This is a genomic window from Rhodococcus sp. P4_F3_2 (assembly GCF_056401335.1).
The window spans coordinates 82,958-104,984 of the sequence record NZ_JBFUJN010000018.1; the positions used below are offsets into that span (position 1 = coordinate 82,958).

Here is a 22,027-nt window from a genome sequence, read left to right on the forward strand (position 1 = left end):
CGCGCGTTCGGTTATCGGATAGCCACTAGGATTTCGGCGTGGCGACATCAAAAATCGAGCGGTTGATGAACCTGGTGATCGCATTGCTGTCCACCAGACAGTTCCTCACGGCGGAGAAAATCCGCGACAGTGTGGCCGGGTACAACGATTCCGCGAACTACGAAGCGTTCAGTCGCATGTTCGAACGCGACAAGAACGAACTTCGTGACCTGGGTGTCCCGTTGGAAACCGGTCTGGCAGGACGGTTCTCGACGGTCGAGGGGTATCGGATCAATCGCAATGCCTATGAGCTTCCGGACGTTGACCTCACCAGCGAGGAATCTGCTGCGGTTGCTGTCGCAGTGCAGTTGTGGGAGTCGCCGGAACTGATTTCGGCAGCCCAGAGTGCACTACTCAAACTCCGAGCGGCCGGCGTCCAGGTCGACTCAGAAGTCAGTGCCGCGCCGGTCACGGCGATTCCCGCGCGCACCCGGGGTTCGGAGCCCGCGCTCGGCAAGCTGCTTGCAGCCGTCGACGCCGGACGAGCAGTTCATTTTCAGCACCGCGGCGCATTGAACGAACCGTTCACCGAGCGCACCGTCGAGCCGTGGGGCGTCGTCACGCACAACGGCAAGTGGTATCTGGTCGGGCACGACGTCGACCGTGATGCGGTGAGGACCTTCCGGCTCTCCCGGATCGGTGACGATGTCAGGGAGTTCGGCCCGGCCGGTTCGGTTCACAAACCCGAAGGTGTTGATCTTCGCGAGGTCGTCGACCGCGTGACCGGATCGGGAGTCGTCACCGGAACCGCCACGGTCTGGGTCGCAGACGGCCGCGCACATGAGCTTCGGCGGCTTGCGACGTCGTCGTCCGATCGGCGGCTGACCGATCGTGATGGCAGCGTGCTGGCCATTCCCGTCCGATCCTGGGAATGGACCGCTCGGTTGATCGCCGGTCACGGTTTGGATGCACTGGTGTTGGACCCACCGGATTTGCGTGCTGAGGTCGTCGCGAAGCTTCGCGCCGCCGCGGCGAGCCCGGCCACCAGCAATGACGGACAGGGGGACAACTGATGAGCAATCGACTGTCATCGCGGTTGGCACGGCTGCTCAACCTCGTGCCGTACTTCATCGCGAATCCGGGCATCAGTCCCGCCGAGGCCGCCGAGGAACTCGGCGTCAGCACGACTCAACTGATGACCGATCTGAATCAGCTGTGGGTGTGCGGACTGCCCGGGTACGGTCCCGGCGATCTCATCGACCTGTCCTTCTCCGAGGAAAGTATCGAGGTCACGTTCTCGGCCGGGATCGATCGCCCGCTGCGCCTCACCTCTACCGAAGCGACGGCATTGCTGATCGCGCTTCGGTCGTTGGTGGAAATGCCGGGCATGGTCGATCCGTCGTCGGCCCAGCGCGCTATCGCGAAGATCGAGGACGCAGCAGGCTCGGCCGCGGCACGAGCTATCGGTCAGGGCCGGGATACATCGCCGGCGCCGGACATCGCCGAAGACCCGATCGCCGCGACGGTCAGAGCCGCGCTCGCAGACAAGACCGCCCTGCGATTGACGTATTACTCGGCCTCGCGTGACGCGGTCTCCGAGCGCATCGTCGATCCCGTTCGTATCGTGTTGGTCGACAACTACAGCTACCTCCAGGCCTGGTGCCGTCAGGCCGAGGGTGTGCGGTTGTTCCGATTCGATCGGATCGATGCCGCCGTCCAACTCGACGAGCCGGCCGACCCGCCGCCGCAGGCCCTCGAGGAGGATTCGAATCTCGAGTTGTTCAGCGGCGACGGTTCCCTTCCGGAAGCACGGTTGTTCATCACCAAAGAGTGGGTGTGGATGCTCGACTACTACCCGATGGACGTCGAGCACGTGAACGACGACGGGTCGGTCGAGGCGACGATGAGTTTCGGCACACTCGAATGGATGGCAAGGCTGGTGTTGGGATTCGGTGAGGGAGTTCGGGCCCTTCATCCGCCGGAACTGGTCTCCGAAGTCCATGATAGGGCCGTTGCGGCACTCGACGCCTACGACGTAATCGGTTCGTAAAAGTTGGGGAAACTCCGCGTTCAGTGGGTTCGCAGGAAACAAACAGGTAAAAGGTAGCTGAAGTAAGTGCTTTGACACCTCCGAGCGCCGGTTGTGTCCGGTAGCATCGAGGAATCTGATCATGGGAGGTCGTTATGGGTGCAATGCAGCCGATGCATTGGCTGATTGTCGCTGTTGTCGTCGTAATTCTGTTCGGGTCGAAGAAGCTTCCCGATGCAGCACGCGGTCTGGGTCGTTCACTCCGCATCTTCAAGAGCGAAGTCAAGGAAATGCAGAACGACGATGCGGCGCCCGCAAGCGCGCCGGTCGCACAGCCTGCTCCGGCACAGTTGCCGACGGCCAACACCGCGGTGGTCGCAAACGGTGCAGCAGCACCTGTTGCGCAGCCGACCGAAGTCAAGCCGCTCTAGTACACACTGCGTTCTAGCCGGGGTGAAATATTCGTTCACCCCGGTTGTCTGCTGACCAAGACCAGGATGCACAGTGCGTATTCCGTTAGATCCGCGTAACCGCAAGCGGAAGGTCAACCCAGACGGCACCATGTCGTTGGTCGACCACCTGTACGAATTGCGGACTCGTTTGTTGTTCGCATTCCTCGGCGTGATCATCACCACGGCGTTCGGCTTCTTCTGGTACTCACACTCGATACTCGGTCTCGAGAGTCTGGGCGATCTGCTTCGTGGACCGTACTGCGAGCTTCCGTCCGAGAGTCGCGCCAACCTCAGCACCGACGACGCGTGCCGATTGCTGGCGACCGGGCCGTTCGAGCAGTTCATGCTGCGATTCAAAGTGGCGCTCACCGCCGGCATCGTTCTTGCCTGCCCGGTGTGGCTTTACCAATTGTGGGCATTCATCACCCCGGGCCTCTACGCCAAAGAACGTCGATACGCGGTCGGATTCGTCACCGCCGGTGCCGCTCTCTTCATTCTCGGCGCGATCCTGGCGTACCTCGTCGTGGCGAAGGCTTTGCACTTCCTCCTGACCATCGGTGACAACGTCCAGATCACCGCGCTCAGTGGTTCGGAGTACTTCGGCTTCATCATCAACCTGCTGCTCATCTTCGGTGTCAGCTTCGAAATTCCACTGCTCGTCGTCGTGCTGAACTTTGCCGGCATTCTGACGTACGAGCGTTTGAAGGCCTGGCGTCGAGGATTGATCTTCGGGCTTTTCGTATTTGCTGCAGTCGCCACGCCGGGTTCGGATCCGTTCTCGATGCTGGCGCTCGCGCTGGCCCTGACGCTTCTCTTCGAGGTCGCTGTTCAGATCGCTCGCCTCAACGACAAACGTAAGGCCAAGCGAGCCGGTGAAGACTGGGGCGCACTGTCCGACGAGGAAGCGTCCTCCATCTCGTCTCCGTCCGATCTGAACGAGGCTTTCGACAATCCGACCAAACCCAAGGCCGAATCGAGTGGATTGTTCGGACGTAAGTCCAAGTCCAAGGCTCCGGTTGCGGAGAAATCCGACACCGGCGGCGACAACGCGCCCGGTCAGGATTTCACTGACACCCTCTGAGCGCCGTGCCACCACGTCGGCGGCGTGTGAAACCCTGACGAGGTGGTTATGAACAAGAGTGAACTGAGCACGTTTGCGTCCAGCCTGAAGTTCGAACTCGATCCATTCCAGGTGAAGGCATGCGTTGCGCTCGAAGCGGGCCACGGAGTCCTTGTCTGCGCGCCGACCGGCGCAGGCAAGACCGTGGTCGGCGAGTTCGCTGTCCACCTGGCTCTCGCGGCGGGCCGCAAGTGTTTCTACACGACGCCGATCAAGGCGTTGAGTAATCAGAAGTACGCAGAACTCGTCGAGCGGTACGGCCCGAGCGAGGTCGGCCTGCTGACGGGTGATTCGAGTATCAACTCCGACGCACCGGTGGTCGTCATGACCACTGAAGTCCTGCGGAACATGCTCTACGCAAATTCCGAGGCACTGCGCGGGCTTTCGCACGTAGTCATGGACGAAGTGCACTACCTGGCGGACCGGTTCCGTGGTGCGGTGTGGGAGGAAGTGATCCTGCACCTGTCCGAGGATGTTCGGCTGGTGAGTTTGTCGGCGACCGTGAGCAATGCCGAAGAATTCGGCTCCTGGATGGAAACCGTCCGCGGCGACACCACCGTGGTCGTCGACGAGACGCGGCCGATCCCGCTGTGGCAGCACATCATGGTCGGTCGACGGATCTTCGATCTCTTCGACAGCCGCAGTCATCCTGCGGCTGGGCCGAAGACCGTGCTCGTCGATCAGGATCTGGTTCGCCACGTCAAGCAGCGTCAGGCTCTCGAACGCGTCGAGAGCTGGCAGCCGCGTGGCCGCGGGCGTCGTGGCAGCTACCAGAGTTCCAACGATTTCCGACCCTTGCCACGACCTGACGTCATCGCGCAGCTGGACCAGTCCGGACTGCTCCCGGCCATCACCTTCATCTTCAGCCGCGCCGGTTGTGATGCGGCTCTTGCACAGTGCCTGCGGTCCCGACTGGATCTGACTTCTCCGGAGCAGGTTCGCGAGATCGACACCATCATCGAGAAACACACCGGGGAACTACCCGAGGAGGATCTCGAAGTTCTCGGATATCGGGACTGGTGCAAGGCACTGCGACGCGGACTGGCCTCTCACCATGCCGGCATGTTGCCGGCATTTCGCCAGACAGTCGAGGAACTGTTCGTCAAAGGTCTCGTGCGGGCGGTCTTCGCGACCGAGACGCTGGCCCTCGGCATCAACATGCCGGCACGCACGGTGGTCCTCGAACGTCTGGTCAAGTACAACGGTGAATCGCATGCCGAACTGACACCGGGGGAGTACACGCAGCTGACCGGTCGGGCAGGCCGACGCGGCATCGACGTCGAAGGGCACGCTGTGGTCCTGTGGCAGCCAGGGGTCGAGCCCACGGATGTCGCCGGCTTGGCGTCGACCCGGACTTTCCCGCTCCGCAGTTCGTTCCGCCCCTCGTACAACATGTCGATCAACCTCGTCGAACGCATGGGCGCGGCCGATTCACGGAAGCTGCTCGAGCGTTCCTTCGCACAGTTCCAAGCGGATCGCTCGGTGGTCGGCCTGGTGCGTGGCATCGAGCGAAACGAAGAAGCACTGAAGGGTTTGCAGGAGAAACTCGGCGGTGCGGACGGCGAATACTTCGAATACGCGTCGTTGCGTGAGCGGCTCAGTGCGCGCGAGCGCGCGCTCGAACGTAAGGGCCGCGAAGACCGACGCGGAGATGCGGTGGAGTCCCTCCGTGCACTCGCCCGCGGTGATGTGATCGCAATTCCCATCGGTCGTCATTCCGGGGTGGCAGTGGTCCTCGTCCCGGACAACGATCCGAAGGACCCGCGTCCGCTGGTTCTGACTGCCGATCAGTGGGCCGGCCGACTCTCCTCGGGTGATTTCCCGGAAGCAGCCGACGTTCTGGGAAAGATGCGCCTGCCCAAGCATGTCGATCACCACACCGCAAGGATCCGGCGCGATCTGGCCTCGGCGTTGCGTAGTACCGGGATCAGTGCCCCCCGGCGGAAGAAGCGCCACAAGGCGGGCGCGTCCGATGACGCCGAGGTCGCTACTTTGCGACGCGCTATTCGCTCGCATCCGTGCCACAGCTGGCCCGATCGTGAACATCTGAGCCGGATCGGTGAGCGCTACAACCGGCTGGCCCGGGAAACGCAGTCGATGAGGGAAAAGGCAGCGGCCACGACCAACTCGTTGGCGCGGACGTTCGACCGCATCATTGCGCTACTCAAAGAGCGTGAATACATGACTGCCGAAGCAGCGCCCGAAGTCACCGAATCCGGACGACGACTCAGCCGCATCTACTCGGAAAGCGACCTCCTGGTCGCCGAGTGCCTGCGGACCGGGGCGTGGACAGGTCTCAGCCCGGCCGAGTTGGCGGCCGTCGTCTCCTCGGTGGTCTACGAATCACGTCGGGACGGCGACACCGTTGATCGGGTGCCGACAGCGGCGCTTCGTCACGCCCTCAACGACACTCAACGATTGTGGAGCGAACTGCGGTCGGACGAGATTCGCCACAAGCTGCCGCCGACGCGGGAACCGGATCTCGGATTCGTCACCGCCGTTTATCACTGGGCGAGTGAGAACTCGCTTGTCGACGCACTGATCGCGGCCGGAGTGCAAGGCCGTGCGCTGTCTGCGGGTGACTTTGTACGTTGGTGTCGTCAGGTGATCGATCTCCTCGATCAGGTCCGCCTGACATCGACGGATGCCGACGTCGCGAAGACTGCGGCGCGGGCGGTAGCTGCAATTCGTCGCGGGGTAGTTGCTGTCGACGCAGCATGACCGCAACTATGTGGTTTGATTCGCAGACTGGTATTTCGAGTGGGAGGCGAACATGAGCGGGCCTTACGGACCGAACGATCCGAATCGGCAATGGGGTCCTGGTGATCAGCAGCAGCCGAACGAGCAGCAGTGGGGGCAGAATCCTCAGCAGCCGGGCGGTCAGCAGCAGCCTGGTCAGCAGCCTGGTCAGCAGCCCGGCCAGCAGCCCGGCCAGCAGCAGCCGTGGGGTCAGCCTGGTCAAACACCGCAGCCCGGTCAACAACCCGGCCAGCAACAGCCGTGGGGACAACCTGCCTACGGCCAGCCCGGGCAGCCTGGTGGTCAGCCTGCGTACGGTCAGCCGCAGCAACCTGGACAAGGACAACCCGGCCAGCAACAGCCGTGGGGACAACCCCAGCAGCAGCCTCCCGCTCAGCCGTGGGGTCAGCCCGGGCAACAGCAGGCACCTGACGCGACCCAGGCCTGGGGTCAGCCGCCTGCTGCCGCACCTCAGCAGGCATGGGGCGCCGCGGCTCCCGGCCAAGCGCCGGGACAGCAGAATCAGTGGAACCAGGCTCAGCCGTTCCCGAGTCCCGGTGCGCCCGGAAACCAGTCGGGTAAGTCGAAGAAGCCCTTGATCTTCGGTGCGATCGGTGTTCTCGTCGTACTTGCTGCTGTCGTGGTGGCCCTGGTGTTCGGTGTCTTCGGCAAGAACACACTCGATCAGAGCGCGGCTCAGGCCGGCGTCGAGAAGATCGTCACCGAGTCCTACGGGGCAAAGAACGTGAGCAACGTTCAGTGCCCCGCGGACCAGGAAGTCAAGTCAGGCAACAAGTTCACCTGCACGCTTTCGATCGCGGGTGTGAAGTCGAACGTGACTGTGACTTTTGTCGACGACAACGGCACGTACGAGGTCAGCCGCCCGAGCTGACGCTCTACTGGTCGGAACGGCCTGCCGCCGCAGCCTCGAGCGCGGCGGCAAGCCGTCCGGCCGAGCGCTCGATGTTCAGCGAGGCCGCTACTTCCTCGAAGCGTGCGGGATCGGCGGGGGTCGCCGGGAGTTGGTCGTCCTTCGAGAACTGAACGTCCGCGTCGCGAACCACTCGTACTACCGGCAACGCAGCATCAAGGTAAGCGATGGCCTCTGGTGAGGTGAGTTTTGCGCGAATTCCCTTGGCCATGTCGGATTCCGGATCAGCTGCGGCCGCGCGAAGTCCGGCCAACGAGCCGTAGCGCAGCATCAGCGTCGACGCAGTCTTCTCACCGACACCCTTGATGCCGGGTAGACCGTCGGAGGCGTCTCCGCGCAGTACCGCGAGTTCGGCGTATGCCTCGCCCGCACGATCACCGGGTACTCCGTACTTCTCGGCAACCTCGACCGGTCCGAAGAGTTCTGCCTTGGACAAGCCACGGCCCACGTAGAGGACACGAACGGGCACGTACTCGTCGGTGACGACCTGCAGAAGGTCTCGGTCACCACTGACGACGACGGTGAGATCTTCGCGCTCGGTGGCGGCAAGCGTTCCCAGCACGTCGTCGGCTTCGAGTCCGACGGCACCCGCCGTCGCGATTCCTGCTGCTGCGAGCACGTCCATGATCATGTCGACCTGAGGCGTCAACGTGTCCGGAACTTCTTCGGACGAACCGTCAGAGCCTTCTTCGACGCGATGCGCTTTGTACGTCGGGACTGCATCGACGCGGAACTGCGGTCGCCAATCCAAGTCCAGGCACACCGCGAGACGACTCGGCTGGTGTTTGGTGATCAGGGAAGCCACCATGTCAGTGAAACCGCGCACGGCGTTGACAGGTCTTCCGTCGGGGTCGACGAATGACTCGGGCAGCGCGTAGAACGCACGAAACCACAGGCTGGCACCGTCGAGGAGAAGCAATGGCCCACTCATGGTCACCATCCTGCCAGTCGGCACTAACCTGTAAGCCATGACGTCTCCAGCCGAACAGGATTCCCGATTCTCCAGCGCCGTCTACGGCGCACGTATCGCTCGCGCCGCGGAGTTGGCTCGATCAGCAGGACTCGACGGTCTGGTGGTGACTCCAGGCCCGGATCTGCGGTACCTGACGGGTTCTCGGGCCGACTCGTTCGAGCGCTTGACCGCGTTGGTCATCGCTGCGGACACGGCGAAGGCGTCTGTCGTGCTTCCTCGCTTGGAGTTGGCGTCGTTGAAGGAATCGGCGGTGGGCGATCTCGGGCTGACCGTCCTCGACTGGGTCGACGGTGTCGACCCGTATGCGATTGTGGCGGCGCAACTCCCGACCGGCGCCAAGGTTGCGGTGACGGATGCGATGCCTGCATTGCACCTGATCCCGCTCGCAGACACCTTGGGCGCGTTGCCGATCCTCGCTACCGGCGTATTGCGTGAATTGCGGATGGTCAAGGACGACGCCGAGATCGAGGCGTTGCGACGGGCCGGTGCGGCGATCGACCGTGTTCACGCCCGCATGGCCGAGTTCTTGATCGTCGGCCGTACGGAAGCCGAAGTGGGCGAGGCAATTTCGGAGGCGATTCTCGAAGAGGGGCACACCGAGGCCGCGTTTGTGATCGTCGGATCAGGCCCGCACGGCGCCGATCCGCATCACGAGGTTTCGGACCGGGTGATTGAGAGCGGCGATATCGTGGTGATCGACATCGGCGGACCGGTCGAGCCCGGCTACAACTCGGATTCCACCCGCACGTACAGCATGGGGCAGCCGTCCGCCGAGGTATCAGCGCAGTTCGCGGTACTCGAAGCGGCACAGCAGGCTGCCGTCGATTCGGTGCGGCCAGGAGTATCCGCAGAATCCGTCGACGTTGCCGCCCGCGAAGTGCTTGCCGCACAAGGTCTTGCGGAGGTCTTCGTTCACCGCACCGGTCACGGTATCGGGCTGTCCGTGCACGAGGAGCCGTACATCGTCGAGGGCAACACCATCGAACTCGTCGAAGGTATGGCCTTCAGCATCGAACCGGGAATCTACTTCCGCGGCAGTTGGGGTGCCCGTATCGAGGACATCGTTGTCGTGACCGCCGACGGTTGCGAGTCGTTCAACAACCGTCCGCACGGCCTGACTGTCCTCGGCTGATCAGCTTTCCTTGAACGCCGCGGACCCGAGGATGCGTGTGACGTCGATTTCGATGACCACGCGCGCTGGGTTGACCCGTGGCTGGCGGTACCGCTCGGCATAGCGCCGAACGGCGTCGGCCACGGAGTCCTCGTCGGCGAGCACGCGTGCCGGCCCTTCGAGCGTGAGCCAACGACCACCGTCGACCGAACTGACTGCGGCGTATCCGCCACGCGCTGCGTTTATCGCCTTCTGTGAACCACCGCTGGTGATCACGCGCGCCTTTCCGGCTTCCTGGTCCCAGGTGAACCCGACGGCCACGACGTGTGGGGTGCCGTTCGGACGCAACGTCGTGAGTGTCGCGAGGTGGTATTCACCGACGAACTTCAGCCCGTCTTCGGTGAGAGTCTGCTGTGCCGATGGCGTGGTGGAGGGGGTGAGCGTCATGCCACGACGGTAATCCAGGACACTGGAGCGGTGACTGCGGGTGCGAACGTGAATGACATCGAGACGGTACTGCTCCTCGGCGGACGAAGTGAGATCGGCCTCGAGATCGCGGTCAGGCTCGCGCCGGGCCGCAACATCGTTCTGGCTGCCAGACGCAGCGGCGAGCTGTCGGAGCAGGAGCAGATGCTCAGGAACGCCGGAGCGGTCGGCGTCTCCACCGTCGAGTTCGACGCCGACGCCGTCGACACGCACGGAGACCTCCTGGAGGCCGTAGTCGCCGAGCACGGTCGGATTTCGGTTGCAGTGCTGGCCTTCGGAATTCTCGGCGATCAGGCGCGTGCCGAAACCGACGCGGCGCATGCGGTCGCGGTGGTGCACACCGACTACGTGGCGCAGATCAGCATCCTCACGCACCTCGCGGAGATCATGCGCCGACAGGGAACCGGAAAGATCGTGGTGTTCTCGTCCGTCGCCGGCGTTCGGGTTCGCCGCGCCAACTACGTCTACGGGAGCGCAAAGGCCGGCTTGGACGGTTTTGCCAGCGGTCTGGGCGACGCGCTGCACGGTTCGGGCGTGCAGTTGATGCTGGTACGGCCAGGGTTCGTCATCGGGAAGATGACCGAGGGAATGTCGCCTGCCCCGATGTCGAGCACTCCGTCGCAGGTCGCCGACGCCGTCGTACGGGGACTGAACTCCGGGGCGACTCGGGTGTGGGTTCCGCGAATTCTGCAGCCGGTGTTCTTCGTCATGCGGCTTCTGCCTCAGACGATCTGGCGCCGGATGCCGCGATGACCGCACACCCGGTGGTGATCGTCGGCATCGGCGCCGACGGCTGGGAAGGGCTGTCCGAGAGCGCGCAGGGTGCAATCCTCGGTGCGGAGGTCCTGATGGGGTCGCCGCGCCAGCTGGACTTGGTCCCGGCGGCACATCTCGGGGCACGGCGTGCGCCCACCAGGCTCACCTGGCCGTCTCCGATGATTCCGGCGTTGCCGTCGATGTTCGCCGAGAACGCGGACCGCAAAGTATGTGTGCTCGCCAGCGGTGACCCGATGTTCCACGGCCTCGGCGTCACGTTGGTCCGGCTGCTCGGCGCGGACAACGTGCGAGTGATCTCGCACCCGTCGTCGGTGGCGTTGGCGAGCGCGCGAATGGGATGGGCATCGGCCGAGGTCGACATCGTGAGCCTGGTGAACCGAGACTCGGCGACCGTCTTGGCGGCAGTGGTCGATGGCGCGCGCCTCTTGGTTCTGAGCAACGGGCGCTCGACACCGGGGGAGGTGGCACGTCTGTTGGCCGGCGCGGGCTTCGGACGATCGACTCTGACTGTACTGGCCCAGCTGGGCGGGGCCGAGGAATCGCGGACCGTCACGGTGGCGGACGAGTGGGATCACGCGGACGAGGACGTGGACGCGTTGAACGTTCTGGCCGTCGAGTGCATCTCGGTCGATCATCCGTTGCGGCTGACTCGAATCCCGGGTCTACCGGATGCTGCGTTTGTCGGCGACGGTCAGATGACCAAGCAGGAGATCCGCGCATTGACGTTGTGTGCACTCGCACCGGCGCCGGGAGAACACCTCTGGGACGTCGGCGGAGGGTCGGGCACCGTCGCCATCGAGTGGATGAGAACCCACCCGCGTTGCACTGCAACAGCATTCGAGAAAGTGGCGAGCCGGGTATCGCAGATCGGTGCCAATGCACTCAATCTCGGCGTGCCTGCGTTGGCAGTGAAAGGGACCGCGCCCGAGGCGTTTGCGGAAGAGGTTCGGCGTCCCGATGCGGTGTTCGTCGGCGGCGGCGTCACGCAACCGGGAATGCTCGAAGCGTGCTGGGAGCAGTTGAGCGTGGGCGGGCGTCTGGTTGCCAACGCCGTGACCGCCGAGTCCGAATCGTTGCTGCTCGGCTGGATGAGTCGCCAGGGTGGGACGCTGCGACGCTTTCAGGTGCAGCGCGCCGAGCCTTTGGGCGCGTTCAACGTTTGGCGACCGCAACTTCCGGTGGTCCAATGGTCCGTCACAAAAAGTCAGCCGTCTGCAGGCGCAGGCACAGATACGCCGGAGGAATCCACACAATGACCGTTCATTTCATCGGTGCGGGTCCCGGTGCGGCAGATCTGATCACTGTCCGCGCGCAACGCATCATCGCTGCGAGCCCTGTGTGCTTGTACGCCGGCAGCCTTGTCCCAGCGGAGTTGCTCGAGTGGTGCCCGGTCGGGGCGCAGGTCGTGGACACTGCTCGCCTGAGCCTGGACGAGATCACCGCGATCCTTGTCGAAGCGCATTCGGCCGGGCTGGACGTCGCGCGTCTGCATTCCGGTGATCCATCGATCTTCAGCGCGGTAGCCGAGCAGGCTCGTCGCCTGGACGCCGCGGGTGTCGATTTCGACATGATTCCCGGTGTTCCTGCATTTACCGCGGCCGCCGCAGCGCTGAGGCGTGAGCTGACCGTCCCAGGCGTCTCGCAGACCATTGTTCTCACCCGAGTCTCCACCTTGTCGACGGCAATGCCGGAGGGCGAGGATCTGCGGTCCCTGGGCCGCAGCGGCGCAACGATGGTGGTTCACCTCGGCGCTCATCGCATCGAACAGATCGCATCCGAGTTGGCCGACAATTACGGCGAGGACTGCCCTGTGGCGGTCGTCGCCTTCGCCTCGCGGCCCGAGGAGATCGTTGTTCGAGGCACTTTGAAGACGATCGTCGAACTTGTTCATGCAGTCGGCATCACGAAGACGGCCGTTGTGATCGTGGGCCGAGTGTTGACTGCTGAAGGATTCCCGGACAGCTATCTCTACTCGGCGGCGCGTGAGAGAAGCACACACTGACCCCGACGGGTACTCGTCGTCGCGTGCTCTTGCTCGGCGGCACGGGTGAAGGTCGAGTGATCGCTTCTCGGTTGGCCGATTCAGCCGACCTCGAAGTTGTCACATCGCTGGCCGGCCGGGTTCGTGATCCTCGATGGCCGGAGGGGGAAGTGCGCATCGGTGGGTTCGGGGGAGCCGAAGGGCTCTCGGAGTGGTTGTCGGCCAACGATATTCGTGCAGTGCTGGACGCCACCCATCCGTTTGCCGCTCGCATCACCAAAAATGCATTTGACGCGTGCCGCGCGAATTCCGTTCCGTACGCCATGTACCGACGCCCCCCGTGGCGCGAGCAACCCGGCGACACCTGGCTTCCGGTACGCAATCTCGATCACGCCGCAGAATTGGTGCCGACGGTCGGCTCACGTGCTTTTCTGACGATCGGGAGGCAAGGAGTTTCGGCGTTCGACCGTGTGAAGGACGTCTCGTTTCTCGTGCGTTCCATCGATCCGCCTTCAGGGACATTGCCACCTCACTCGCAATTGCTGCTCGCACGTGGCCCATTCGACGTCGAAGCGGAAGTCGATCTGATGAGAACTCACGGCATCGACGTCGTGATCACCAAGAACAGCGGCGGCGAGCAGACGTACGCAAAGATCGTCGCCGCCAGGAAATTGTCGATCCCGGTGATCGTCGTCGAACGACCACCGATCCCGGCGACCGCCCCGGCATTCGACACCGAAGCCGGGGCCTGTAGGGATGTTGGGATCTTTCGACGCCGCACTGCGGGACCGCGCATGAGAGTGTCGGTTCCCGGAATGAGCCGTCGAAAACCATCGGGAATTCACGTGCGGACGCTCCATGCGCGCGTGAAATTGCTGACTGCAGGCCTGGTGGCGATCGCGGTGATCGTGTCGGCGTCGGCGGTGTACATCGTGTTCAACGCGTATTTGCAAGGCAACGTCGATCGACAACTCGAGCGCACGAGTGACGCGATCACCGACACCGTCAATTTCGGCGGTGTCACACCGGTTCTGGGATTGACGGCCGGCGCGGATACAGCGGTCATCCAGGCGGTGGGGCTTCTCACTGCCGACGGCGCATTGGTGACGGCGACTCCCGGTCTGCCGCCGTTCAGCACCAGCGCAGACGCCATCAGGTCGATCGCAGACGGCAATTCGTCGCAGACGATCGCAACCGTCGATGCGTATCGAATTCTTGTCGAGCCCTCGGTTGCGGGCCAAACTTTGGTTGTCGCGCAATCCTTGGGGCCGACACGTTCGGTCCTCAAGCGACTCGCAGTGGTGTTGGCGGCACTCGGGGCGGCCGGTATCGCACTCGCTTACGCGGCCGGAGATGCTGTGGCACGCACAGGATTACGACCAATTGCGCGACTCACTGCGGCAACGCGGCGGGTTGCCGAAACGGATGATCTTGCGCCGATTCCGGTGACCGGCGACGACGAGTTGGCGTCGTTGACAGTCAGTTTCAATCGGATGCTCGGGACGTTGTCGGAATCGCGGGCGCGCCAGAGAAGTCTGATCACCGAAGCGGGCCAGGACCTTCTGGCTCCGTTGACTGCACTTCGCACCAATATCGAGTTGTTGATGTCTTTCGATACCAAGTCCGGCGCGATTTCCGAGGCAGATGCAACGCAGTTGCGTGAGGAAATCACGGACCAGATGATGGAGTTGACGCTCCTCGTCGGAGAGTTGGTGGACCGTGCGCGGGTTGACGAAAGCACGTTGGGGAGAGGAGATTCCCTCTAAATCGGACGTCTGACCAGCGCCTTTGTTGCATTCGTAATTGAAGCAATGGAAGGAGCGCTGGTAATGTGGGGCAATTGTGAAGTTTTTGGGTATAGCTGGAGTGTGGCGCGAACCGTGGGGTTTGCTGGGCGGGGGCCTTTGGAGGACGAGAGGGATTCAGTGGTCAAGCAAGCACGCGCCGAGCTGACTCGGCAGCAAATCGTTGCCGGCGCGGCCGCGCAGTTCGAGAAGACTGGTTACGGCAGCACCAGCATGGCCGACATAGTCTCGGGGGCCGGTACTACCAAGGGCGCGTTGTACTTCCATTTCGCGTCGAAGGACGAGCTCGCGCAATTCATCATTGCCGAACAGCATCGGCTCTCGATCGAATCGGTGCAGGCGATTTCCGCGACGGGCAAGGACCCGTTGGAACAGATGATCATGCTCACGCACGAAATGGCACGCCAGATCGTTGATGAGCCGATCGTTCGCGCGGGCATTCGCCTCACGCTGGAACTGAGTACGTACGAGGGGCCGGTGGAACCGTACGCCGAATGGATCTCGGCAATCACCGATCTCACCGCCAGAGCTCAGGCGGAAGGTGAAATCCGAAAATCGGTCAGTGCAGAATCGTTCGGCAGGTTCATGCCCTCGGCATTCACCGGAGTACAGCTGGTTTCGAACGTACTCACCCGACGCTCGGACCTTCCGGATCGTGTCGACGAGATGTGGCAGATCCTGCTTCCGGGAATCGTCAGCGACGAACTTTCCGGTGACATCGAGCGCCTCGTCAAGTCGCGGTGGACTCCGGCGGCGGCGTAGCCTGCGGGACATGGCCGTTACGCGGATAGTTTCGGATCTGTCGAGTAGTTCGCTCGAGGCCGCGCAGCGCTTCTACACCGAAGTGCTGGGCCTCGAAGTTGTCATGGATCACGGGTGGATCGTGACGTTGGCTTCGCCGACGGATCCGTCCTTGCAGATCAGCGTCATGACGCACGACGCTCATGCGCCCGTCGTGCCGGACGTCTCCGTCGAGGTGGACGATCTCGATGCGGCGTACGAGGCCGCAGTGCAACGCGGCGACACGATCGTCTATCCCGTCACCGAGGAGCCGTGGGGTGTGCGCAGGTTCTTCGCCACCGACCCCGACGGTCACGTGATCAACATCCTCAGCCACCGACGCGAGCAGTGATGGCGTCCGGCCCGGGCGGACTGACGTACCTCGAGGTGGGCGCGACGTCAGGCGTTCTCCCCGCCGGTTATCACCACGTTCACGAGATCGCGACGGTCGGATCCGGACGTGAAGATTTCGCGGTTGCAGCTCGTACCGTCCTGGAATGGGGAATGCACCGCGGAGCCGGTCTTACCGTCCGTACGGCAGCCCCGACCGCGGTGGCAGGTCAGGATGCGACTTTCGGACTCGGCCCGGTGGCTATCCCGGTTCGGATCGTCTATGTCGTCGACGACGCCAATCGCAAGGGCTTCGCGTACGGAACCCGCGCAGGCCACCCCGAATGCGGGGAGGAATTGTTTGTCGTCCATTTCGACGAGACCAGCCAAGCGGTTCGTATCGAGATCGTCGCATTCTCCAAGCCTGGAACGTGGTGGGTACGTCTCGGCGCTCCGATCGGACGTCGAGTTCAGGCGTTTGTGACGCGCCGCTACATCCGTGCCGTCCGCGCGAGCGTCGACCGATCGCGGGTTTGACCGCTGTCGGGCGCGCTGGAAAAATGATTGGACGAGCTTCGGTTCGGATTGATAGCTTGTGCGAGACCGTGACAACACGCCAGGAGGTGAGACCCATGAACGCTGTAACCATGTGGGTGCTCCCACTCGTGTTCACGGATCGGCGATTGACGTAGGTGTCGCCGGGAGCGCCTCGAGTAGGCATCCCGAAAGGTAACACCATGCAATCCAATTCTCAGACCATCGAATTCACTTCCGAGACGACGTTGAACGGGGTCGTCGAACGCCATTTCACTCTGGACGACATCACCGGTGTGCTCTGGTCACCCGCGTCCGGATCTGTCGAATCACCCCTTCTGCTGTCCGGGCACTCCGGCGGCATGCACAAGAAGGCACCAGGACTGGTTGCCAGCGCACTCCACAGTGTGAGCTCCCACGGGTTCACAGTCGCCGCGATCGACGCGCCCGGACACGGCGACCGGCCGCGGAACACACAGGACGAACAGTGGGTCGAGGCGATCCACCAGGCTAGGGCGGCCCACGAGCCGATCGCCCCGATCGTCGTCGAGTACAACCGATCGTTGGCGGAGCGTGCAGTGCCGGAATGGCAGGCGACCATCGACGCTCTGCAAACGCTGCCCGACGTCAACGCCGACGCTCCGATCGGCTTCGGCGGCGTGTCGCTAGGGGTCGTGACCGGGCTCATGTTGGGTCCGGTCGAATCCAGGATCGCTGCCGTGAGCTTCGGGGGAGTTTTTGTGGACGACTCCCTCATCGAAGCGGCACGAAAGCTCACGGTCCCGGTCGAGTACCGGATCCCTTGGGACGACAAGGATTACGACCGCACGTCAGGGGTCGCGTTGTTCGATGCCTTCGGTTCGAAGGAGAAGACGCTGCACGCCTACTCGGGCAGGCACTATCCCGTGCCCGACTACGAGCGAGACAGTTCGGCTCGGTTCTTCGCCCGCCACCTCGGCGGGAGCGGTAGCGCTCCTGTGAGCTGACGTGACCACGTATCGGCGGCCGGCCTGTGTCGGACGCCGATGCGATTTCGATCCTTCGCTCGCCGGTAGCCGTCCAGCTTGGCCATTTTTACTGAGGCGCGCGAGGGTGCGCGCTAGCATGGCCCTCGACCGGGGGTGCTTACAGCTCGAGGTGCAGTGCCCGTGGAATAAGGGGCCAGAGTGTTCGATAGCGACGAGTGGTCCTTACGGTCCGCCGGGCGGAACGACCTTGTTCGTGATCCAGTTCGATGCTTCGATCTCGTCGAGGATTGTCCGGAGAACTTCGGTGGCTAATGCTCGTGATGTGCCGAGTATCCGGTCAATACCGAACACCGAACAAGACTGGAAACTCTTCTCGCGTCCGAACTGAGGCGACGACATGTGTTTCAACCGCGCATGTCCAGCCATGCGTCGACTACCCGTCCGATACCTGACCCGGGGGCGGTATTTGAGTGGGCCGATATCGCACGGCGACTGCACCCGACTGGAACTCGTGGCGATCGACGAGTTCGAGTCGGATGCGCTCGTGCAGACCGGCGAGCAACGTCGGTCCGTGTCCGGCAAGGACCGGTTGCACAACGAACTCGTACTCGTCGATCAGTCCCAGGTCTGCCAATGCCAGGGGGAGTGTCACGCCGCCAACCCACAGGCCTTCGCCGGGCTGCTCCTTGAGTCGCTGAACTGCTGGCCCCAAGTCGCCTTGCACGAGTTCGGCATTCCAATCGACCCCGCTCAGCGTGTTCGACACGACGTACTTCTTCGCCCGGTCCATTGCCTCGGCGAACGGGATCTCCCACTCGTCCATCCAGTCAGGCCACGCGCCCGTTGCAGGCTTCCGCCACGCCGACTCCATCATCTCGTAGGTCACCCGGCCGAACAGCAAAGCATCGGCGCGTTCCATCTGAGCGGTCCAGTAGCGCATCGACTCCTCGTCGGGTGGGAGCCCCGCCTCGTGATGGCAGCAGCCGTCGAGGGTGACGTTGATCGAGTATCGAAGTGGTCTCATCTCGTTGTTCTCCCCTGATACGCGCAGAGTGACAGCACCGGACCGTACTCAGACTACTGCCGGGCCGTCGGTGTAGATCAGGTTCGGGACCTGGAGTCACGCGGGGGTCGACCGAACAGCAACCAGACGAGCGCACCGAGTACAGGCACCGCGATCACCAGTGCCGACCACCAGAATTTGCCGCCCGAGCGGTCGAAGTCGGTGCGCACGATCGCCACGAGCGCGCTAATCGTGATGAAGATCCAGGCAAGAACGAAGACGGTGAAGGTGATGTCCACCCAAAGCGGAATGGTGGGGTTGTGGATCGATTCGTTCACGCTTACAAATCCCTTTCAACCGCTGTGACTTGATTGGAACAACACGCTCCAGCGCTTGGGCTTAGTGCGAGATCGACCTTCCCTCGGTACCCCGTCGATCACGCGGACGCGAGACGTTCGGAGATCAACGCGTTGAGGGAAACCCCTTCCTCGGCGGCGGCGCGTGCCAGCTTGCGGTGCAAAGTCGGGGTGATCCGGACCTGGAACTTGCCCGAATATCCGCGCTCGCTCAGCGGTTCGGGGATCCGCTCACCTGTCTCTGCCATGTCCGCGAGCGTCTCGGCCACCGCTGTACGGATGCCGTCGAGGGCGGCTGCTTGAGTATCCGCGAGCCACGACAGGCCAGGGAACTCCGTGCAGGTTCCCAGGAACTCTCCGTCGGGTTCGTACCACTCGACTCGGTATGTGTAGTGCTCCACTGCGGGGATCACCGCGATTCTCCTTCCATGCGTTCGATTGCTGCCAGAACTTGCCCTACCTGGTACTGCTTGGCCTTACCGCCCGAACCCTTTTGAATGTTGATGCGTGGTCCCGGCCACGGCGTCTGGAACTTGGCGTGAGACCCGGCGTTCTGCCTGGCCTGACCGAAGACATCGATGCAGAGTGCGAACAGTTCGTCGTAGGTGACGTTCTGCGGCGCGGTCCGCATTTGCGCGAGCAGCTTGTCTCTCTTCCCCATGCAATATTGATACTGCATCTAGTATCACCGTGGGTCAGCGGAGTGCGCAAGGTGTAAGTGCCCACACCGTGCAATTCTCTCTCCCGAGGCGGAGTCGGGAGCTGTTCACGCTTCCAAACCACTTTCGACGACTGTGCCTTGATGAAACAACACGCTCCATCGATTCTCGGTGAACCGCCAGATGGATGATCGCTCGGTAACTCGTTGCGCTTGCACCAGCCGGTAAGTCACCAGATACGTGTCAGGTGCAATCCGGCTCAGCGCGGGTCGGTCAACCCTCCACCCGAGTTCGGCGGCGTCGTTCACCTCGCCGCGGAGTCGCCGGCTCGCGACTGCCGACTGCACGTAGTCGCGGGTGTATCGAGCGCCGGAGGCTCCGATCTCCCGGAACTCCGGGTCGACGACCGCATCGAACTCGGCGCTTGACATCGCTACTCGAGTTCGGTGAAACAGAGGTTCGAACTCCATGAGCTCGTCGAGAATCAGGCGCAACTCGTCCGGGGCCGTCACGACTGCTCCGAGAACTGCGCCCTCATCTCGATCCCTATCTCCGCGTGGCGCAGGAGGAAGGCCTTCTCGTCATAACCCTTGCGCCGCAACCAGAGAGTGACCTCGCTGTTGCATTTGCTCGCATTGCACGAGCGGCAAGCCGGTGCGATGTTGTCGAGCGTGTAGCGCCCACCGCGGGAGATCGCCAGCACACAGTCACGCTGCGGCGACTCGTCCGGCTCGCCGCAGTACGCGCAGCCACCCCAGGCCGCTTTGAGCGCGGACCACTGCTCGACGGACAGGTCGTGCTCCATCAGATCCATTCGGCGTTTGCGCCTACGCGCGTATCTGGCTTTCCGGGTCCGGTTGACGGGCATGAGGCCATGCTATCGCTGTGCGATGTTCACTCCGGGTAGCGCCGCGGGGTGAACACCTGACGGCCCGAACCGGTTTCGACGACCGTCGTCATCGAGGAGCCGACGATCAGCAGAGTTCGCATGTCGATCTCGGAAGGCTCGAGCTCGCCGAGGGTCACGACGCGAACTGATTCCTCGGCACCGGCAACATCGCGGCCGATGACGACGGGAGTCTCGGGGGAGCGGTGCTCGAGCACGAGGTCCTTCATGGCTTGGACCTGCCACGTCCGGGACTTCGACGCCGGGTTGTAGACCGCAAATGCCATGTCTGCGGCTGCAACTGCCGAGATACGGCGCGCGACGACATCCCACGGCTTGAGGCGATCAGACAACGAGAGCACCGCGTAGTCGTGCCCGAGGGGAGCGCCGACGCGACTGGCGACAGCGTTTGCCGCCGTCATGCCGGGAAGGATGCGGACCGGCACCCCGCGCCACTGGTCTTCGGCGGCAACTTCGAGAACTGCTGCAGCCATGGCGAATACGCCGGGATCACCCGAGGAGACGACAGCTACACGGGCGCCGTTCTTCGCCAGGTCCAACGCCATCGCGGCGCGTTCCGCTTCGACGCGGTTGTCGCTGGAATGGCGACGCTGGCCCGGACGCGTCGGCACGCGATCGACGTACGGGCCGTAGCCGACGAGGTCGGTGGCCAACGAAAGCTCATGCGCCACTTCGGGTGTGGTCCAGGCGGTGTCGCCCGGCCCGAGTCCGACCACGACCACCTCGCCGCGAGACTCGGTCGCAGGTCGAGGGTTGTTCGACGGGCTCGGAACGATGGCGATCGAGAAGTACGGAACTCCGTCCGGGTCGACCTCCGCAGCGGATTCGACGCGTTGACGTGTGGTGCTCGCGCGCTCGACGTAGTGGGCCTCGCCGAGGCGACCGGAATCCTCGAGCGATTGGAGGACCGGTGGGAAGGTACGTCCGAGCTTGAGGATGGCCGCGGCGTCGGTTTCCTTGAGCCGCCTGGTCAGCTCGGCCTGCGGCAACGTTCCGGGCAGGATCGTGAGGATCTCTTCACCCTCGACCAGCGGCTTTCCGAGTGCAGCAGATGCCGCGCTGACGGAGGTGACGCCGGGAATCACTTCGGCGTCGAAGCGATCGGCCAGTCTCTTGTGCATGTGCATGTAGGAGCTGTAGAAGAGCGGATCGCCGGCGGCGAGCAACGCGACGGTTCGACCGGCCGCGAGGTGAACTGCCAGCCGTTCGGCAGCTGCTTCGTAGAACTCGTCCATCGCGCCCTGGTATCCGCCGGGATGATCAACGGTCTCGGTGGTCACGGGGTAGACGAGGTGTTCTTCGATCTGTCCTTCGCGCATGTACGGCGCTGCAACTCCGCGGGAGATGCTCTTGCCGTGCCGCGCGGAGTGGAACGCAACCACATCGGCCTCGCCGATGACGCGGGCAGCCTTGACGGTCACCAATTCGGGATCGCCGGGGCCGATACCGACACCCCAGAGCTTGCCTGCACTCATTCGACTTCGCTCGCAATCGCATTGACGACGGCGGCGGTGATCGCGCTGCCGCCGCGTCGGCCGCGGAGAACGAGATGATCGATCCCGCTGGCGTGTTCGATGAGGGCTTCCTTCGACTCGGCAGCGCCGATGAAGCCGACCGGACCTCCGACGATGGCGGCCGGACGGGGTGCGCCGGCTTCGATGAGGTTCAGGAGATGGAACAGTGCGGTGGGTGCGTTTCCGATCGCGACAACAGCGCCCTCGAGCTTGGCTCCCCACAGTTCGAGAGCAGCCGCCGAGCGAGTGTTGTCGATGGTCGACGCCAGCACGGGAACCCGCGGATCGCCGAGGGTGCAGATGACGTCGTTGCCGGCGGGCAGACGCTTGCGCGTGATGCCGGCAGCCACCATCTGGGCGTCGCAGAAGATCGGCGCGCCGTCGCGCAGAGCTGCGCGCGCAGCCGAGACGACACCGGGTGTGAAGGCGACGTCGTCGACGAGATCGACCTGGCCACTTGCATGAATCATGCGCACTACAGCTTGCGAGACATCCGCCGGGAAACGGCTCAGGTCGGCTTCGGCCCGAATGGTGGCAAAGGACTGGCGATAGATTTCCGCGCCGTCACGGATGTACTCGATCATGTGCCACAC

Annotated in this window: 26 protein-coding genes and 1 pseudogene; 16 read left to right on the top strand and 11 right to left on the bottom strand. The window is 63.3% G+C overall.

All coding sequences use genetic code 11. The annotated features are described in order from the left end of the window. The first annotated feature begins 38 nt into the window (after positions 1–38). The 6 genes from AC1DWA_RS19635 (at position 39) to AC1DWA_RS19660 (ending at position 7,211) form a co-directional block, all read left to right on the top strand. The gene (locus tag AC1DWA_RS19635; RefSeq protein ID WP_019748512.1) at positions 39–1,052 is read left to right on the top strand and encodes a helix-turn-helix transcriptional regulator; all 1,014 of its coding nucleotides are present in this window, start codon (positions 39–41) and stop codon (positions 1,050–1,052) included. After that, the gene (locus AC1DWA_RS19640; RefSeq protein WP_021333486.1) at positions 1,052–2,029 is read left to right on the top strand and encodes a helix-turn-helix transcriptional regulator; all 978 of its coding nucleotides are present in this window, start codon (positions 1,052–1,054) and stop codon (positions 2,027–2,029) included. The genes AC1DWA_RS19635 and AC1DWA_RS19640 overlap by 1 nt, the downstream gene beginning before the upstream one ends. 134 nt (positions 2,030–2,163) lie before the next feature. Further along, complete coding sequence (tatA, locus tag AC1DWA_RS19645) at positions 2,164–2,439, top strand: Sec-independent protein translocase subunit TatA (protein WP_003944836.1); 276 nt, start codon at positions 2,164–2,166, stop codon at positions 2,437–2,439. A 73-nt stretch (positions 2,440–2,512) separates the two neighbouring features. Continuing rightward, the gene (tatC, locus tag AC1DWA_RS19650) at positions 2,513–3,541 is read left to right on the top strand and encodes a twin-arginine translocase subunit TatC (protein WP_019748510.1); all 1,029 of its coding nucleotides are present in this window, start codon (positions 2,513–2,515) and stop codon (positions 3,539–3,541) included. Positions 3,542–3,589: 48 nt separating this feature from the next. Beyond that, the gene (locus tag AC1DWA_RS19655; RefSeq protein ID WP_020969668.1) at positions 3,590–6,301 is read left to right on the top strand and encodes a DEAD/DEAH box helicase; all 2,712 of its coding nucleotides are present in this window, start codon (positions 3,590–3,592) and stop codon (positions 6,299–6,301) included. A gap of 52 nt (positions 6,302–6,353) precedes the next feature. After that, complete coding sequence (locus AC1DWA_RS19660; protein ID WP_477846603.1) at positions 6,354–7,211, top strand: DUF4333 domain-containing protein; 858 nt, start codon at positions 6,354–6,356, stop codon at positions 7,209–7,211. Positions 7,212–7,215: 4 nt separating this feature from the next. On the opposite strand, the gene AC1DWA_RS19665 is transcribed toward AC1DWA_RS19660, so the two are convergent. After that, positions 7,216–8,181 (bottom strand): 5'-3' exonuclease, encoded by a 966-nt coding sequence (locus AC1DWA_RS19665; RefSeq protein WP_020969666.1) that lies wholly within the window; start codon positions 8,179–8,181, stop codon positions 7,216–7,218. Positions 8,182–8,218: 37 nt separating this feature from the next. On the opposite strand from AC1DWA_RS19665, the gene AC1DWA_RS19670 reads away from it, so the two are divergent. Next, positions 8,219–9,355, top strand: a complete 1,137-nt coding sequence (locus tag AC1DWA_RS19670) for a M24 family metallopeptidase (protein WP_020969665.1) — start codon at positions 8,219–8,221, stop codon at positions 9,353–9,355. On the opposite strand, the gene AC1DWA_RS19675 is transcribed toward AC1DWA_RS19670, so the two are convergent. Further along, positions 9,356–9,781, bottom strand: a complete 426-nt coding sequence (locus AC1DWA_RS19675) for a PPOX class F420-dependent oxidoreductase (protein ID WP_019748505.1) — start codon at positions 9,779–9,781, stop codon at positions 9,356–9,358. A gap of 30 nt (positions 9,782–9,811) precedes the next feature. On the opposite strand from AC1DWA_RS19675, the gene AC1DWA_RS19680 reads away from it, so the two are divergent. The 9 genes and pseudogenes from AC1DWA_RS19680 (at position 9,812) to AC1DWA_RS19720 (ending at position 17,013) form a co-directional block, all read left to right on the top strand. Next, positions 9,812–10,573, top strand: coding sequence for an SDR family NAD(P)-dependent oxidoreductase (locus AC1DWA_RS19680; RefSeq protein ID WP_020969664.1), 762 nt, complete (start codon positions 9,812–9,814; stop codon positions 10,571–10,573). After that, positions 10,570–11,853: a bifunctional cobalt-precorrin-7 (C(5))-methyltransferase/cobalt-precorrin-6B (C(15))-methyltransferase gene (locus AC1DWA_RS19685; RefSeq protein WP_047888149.1), complete on the top strand. Its 1,284-nt coding sequence runs from the start codon at positions 10,570–10,572 to the stop codon at positions 11,851–11,853. Before AC1DWA_RS19680 ends, AC1DWA_RS19685 begins: the two co-directional genes overlap by 4 nt. After that, positions 11,850–12,599, top strand: coding sequence for a precorrin-4 C(11)-methyltransferase (gene cobM, locus AC1DWA_RS19690; protein ID WP_477846604.1), 750 nt, complete (start codon positions 11,850–11,852; stop codon positions 12,597–12,599). The genes AC1DWA_RS19685 and cobM overlap by 4 nt, the downstream gene beginning before the upstream one ends. Before the next feature lie 23 nt (positions 12,600–12,622). Beyond that, a pseudogene (locus AC1DWA_RS19695) lies at positions 12,623–13,363 on the top strand (cobalt-precorrin-6A reductase); the annotation flags it as partial. Between the two features lie 30 nt (positions 13,364–13,393). Further along, positions 13,394–14,344 (top strand): HAMP domain-containing protein, encoded by a 951-nt coding sequence (locus tag AC1DWA_RS19700; RefSeq protein ID WP_229757156.1) that lies wholly within the window; start codon positions 13,394–13,396, stop codon positions 14,342–14,344. A 159-nt stretch (positions 14,345–14,503) separates the two neighbouring features. Next, on the top strand, positions 14,504–15,145 hold the full coding sequence (locus tag AC1DWA_RS19705; protein ID WP_019748499.1) for a ScbR family autoregulator-binding transcription factor: 642 nt from the start codon (positions 14,504–14,506) through the stop codon (positions 15,143–15,145). Positions 15,146–15,155: 10 nt separating this feature from the next. Next, positions 15,156–15,515 carry a VOC family protein gene (locus AC1DWA_RS19710; protein WP_042951939.1) on the top strand — a complete coding sequence of 120 codons (360 nt, stop codon included), beginning with the start codon at positions 15,156–15,158 and terminating at the stop codon, positions 15,513–15,515. Continuing rightward, positions 15,515–16,030, top strand: a complete 516-nt coding sequence (locus AC1DWA_RS19715) for a DUF1990 family protein (protein ID WP_477846606.1) — start codon at positions 15,515–15,517, stop codon at positions 16,028–16,030. Before AC1DWA_RS19710 ends, AC1DWA_RS19715 begins: the two co-directional genes overlap by 1 nt. A 200-nt stretch (positions 16,031–16,230) precedes the next feature. Further along, the gene (locus tag AC1DWA_RS19720; RefSeq protein WP_477846607.1) at positions 16,231–17,013 is read left to right on the top strand and encodes an alpha/beta hydrolase family protein; all 783 of its coding nucleotides are present in this window, start codon (positions 16,231–16,233) and stop codon (positions 17,011–17,013) included. A 204-nt stretch (positions 17,014–17,217) separates the two neighbouring features. Here the strand turns inward: AC1DWA_RS19720 and AC1DWA_RS19725 are convergent, their stop codons facing one another. The 9 genes from AC1DWA_RS19725 to AC1DWA_RS19765 all read right to left on the bottom strand — a co-directional run bounded on the left by AC1DWA_RS19725 (position 17,218) and on the right by AC1DWA_RS19765 (position 22,018). Further along, a complete protein-coding gene (locus tag AC1DWA_RS19725) occupies positions 17,218–17,346 on the bottom strand; it encodes a hypothetical protein (RefSeq protein ID WP_477916933.1) in 129 nt (42 codons plus the stop codon). An 82-nt stretch (positions 17,347–17,428) separates the two neighbouring features. Beyond that, positions 17,429–18,019 (bottom strand): dihydrofolate reductase family protein, encoded by a 591-nt coding sequence (locus AC1DWA_RS19730; RefSeq protein WP_047888154.1) that lies wholly within the window; start codon positions 18,017–18,019, stop codon positions 17,429–17,431. Positions 18,020–18,096: 77 nt separating this feature from the next. Further along, positions 18,097–18,336, bottom strand: a complete 240-nt coding sequence (locus AC1DWA_RS19735; protein ID WP_020907792.1) for a PLDc N-terminal domain-containing protein — start codon at positions 18,334–18,336, stop codon at positions 18,097–18,099. 98 nt (positions 18,337–18,434) lie between these two features. Then, on the bottom strand, positions 18,435–18,767 hold the full coding sequence (locus AC1DWA_RS19740; RefSeq protein WP_223257807.1) for a type II toxin-antitoxin system HicB family antitoxin: 333 nt from the start codon (positions 18,765–18,767) through the stop codon (positions 18,435–18,437). After that, positions 18,764–19,015 (bottom strand): hypothetical protein, encoded by a 252-nt coding sequence (locus AC1DWA_RS19745; RefSeq protein ID WP_172932870.1) that lies wholly within the window; start codon positions 19,013–19,015, stop codon positions 18,764–18,766. Before AC1DWA_RS19745 ends, AC1DWA_RS19740 begins: the two co-directional genes overlap by 4 nt. Before the next feature lie 105 nt (positions 19,016–19,120). Beyond that, positions 19,121–19,525 (bottom strand): nuclear transport factor 2 family protein, encoded by a 405-nt coding sequence (locus tag AC1DWA_RS19750; RefSeq protein ID WP_054188253.1) that lies wholly within the window; start codon positions 19,523–19,525, stop codon positions 19,121–19,123. Then, positions 19,522–19,881 (bottom strand): HNH endonuclease, encoded by a 360-nt coding sequence (locus AC1DWA_RS19755; protein WP_065455757.1) that lies wholly within the window; start codon positions 19,879–19,881, stop codon positions 19,522–19,524. Before AC1DWA_RS19755 ends, AC1DWA_RS19750 begins: the two co-directional genes overlap by 4 nt. A 26-nt stretch (positions 19,882–19,907) precedes the next feature. Beyond that, the gene (gene cobJ, locus AC1DWA_RS19760) at positions 19,908–21,395 is read right to left on the bottom strand and encodes a precorrin-3B C(17)-methyltransferase (RefSeq protein WP_030536355.1); all 1,488 of its coding nucleotides are present in this window, start codon (positions 21,393–21,395) and stop codon (positions 19,908–19,910) included. After that, positions 21,392–22,018: a precorrin-8X methylmutase gene (locus tag AC1DWA_RS19765; protein ID WP_007729839.1), complete on the bottom strand. Its 627-nt coding sequence runs from the start codon at positions 22,016–22,018 to the stop codon at positions 21,392–21,394. The genes cobJ and AC1DWA_RS19765 overlap by 4 nt, the downstream gene beginning before the upstream one ends. Between the last annotated feature and the right edge of the window lie 9 nt (positions 22,019–22,027).

Excerpts from the sequence above, each read along its gene's own strand:
- AC1DWA_RS19670 (WP_020969665.1), top strand. The coding sequence starts at position 8,219 with ATGACGTCTCCAGCCGAACAGGATTCCCGATTCTCCAGCGCCGTCTAC.
- AC1DWA_RS19640 (WP_021333486.1), top strand. The coding sequence starts at position 1,052 with ATGAGCAATCGACTGTCATCGCGGTTGGCACGGCTGCTCAACCTCGTG.
- AC1DWA_RS19720 (WP_477846607.1), top strand. The coding sequence starts at position 16,231 with ATGCAATCCAATTCTCAGACCATCGAATTCACTTCCGAGACGACGTTG.
- AC1DWA_RS19755 (WP_065455757.1), bottom strand. The coding sequence starts at position 19,881 with ATGCCCGTCAACCGGACCCGGAAAGCCAGATACGCGCGTAGGCGCAAA.
- AC1DWA_RS19745 (WP_172932870.1), bottom strand. The coding sequence starts at position 19,015 with ATGGGGAAGAGAGACAAGCTGCTCGCGCAAATGCGGACCGCGCCGCAG.
- cobJ (WP_030536355.1), bottom strand. The coding sequence starts at position 21,395 with ATGAGTGCAGGCAAGCTCTGGGGTGTCGGTATCGGCCCCGGCGATCCC.
- AC1DWA_RS19710 (WP_042951939.1), top strand. The coding sequence starts at position 15,156 with ATGGCCGTTACGCGGATAGTTTCGGATCTGTCGAGTAGTTCGCTCGAG.
- AC1DWA_RS19730 (WP_047888154.1), bottom strand. The coding sequence starts at position 18,019 with ATGAGACCACTTCGATACTCGATCAACGTCACCCTCGACGGCTGCTGC.
- AC1DWA_RS19685 (WP_047888149.1), top strand. The coding sequence starts at position 10,570 with ATGACCGCACACCCGGTGGTGATCGTCGGCATCGGCGCCGACGGCTGG.
- AC1DWA_RS19655 (WP_020969668.1), top strand. The coding sequence starts at position 3,590 with ATGAACAAGAGTGAACTGAGCACGTTTGCGTCCAGCCTGAAGTTCGAA.
- AC1DWA_RS19675 (WP_019748505.1), bottom strand. The coding sequence starts at position 9,781 with ATGACGCTCACCCCCTCCACCACGCCATCGGCACAGCAGACTCTCACC.
- cobM (WP_477846604.1), top strand. The coding sequence starts at position 11,850 with ATGACCGTTCATTTCATCGGTGCGGGTCCCGGTGCGGCAGATCTGATC.
- AC1DWA_RS19660 (WP_477846603.1), top strand. The coding sequence starts at position 6,354 with ATGAGCGGGCCTTACGGACCGAACGATCCGAATCGGCAATGGGGTCCT.
- AC1DWA_RS19715 (WP_477846606.1), top strand. The coding sequence starts at position 15,515 with ATGGCGTCCGGCCCGGGCGGACTGACGTACCTCGAGGTGGGCGCGACG.
- AC1DWA_RS19665 (WP_020969666.1), bottom strand. The coding sequence starts at position 8,181 with ATGAGTGGGCCATTGCTTCTCCTCGACGGTGCCAGCCTGTGGTTTCGT.
- AC1DWA_RS19700 (WP_229757156.1), top strand. The coding sequence starts at position 13,394 with ATGAGCCGTCGAAAACCATCGGGAATTCACGTGCGGACGCTCCATGCG.
- tatA (WP_003944836.1), top strand. The coding sequence starts at position 2,164 with ATGGGTGCAATGCAGCCGATGCATTGGCTGATTGTCGCTGTTGTCGTC.
- AC1DWA_RS19765 (WP_007729839.1), bottom strand. The coding sequence starts at position 22,018 with ATGATCGAGTACATCCGTGACGGCGCGGAAATCTATCGCCAGTCCTTT.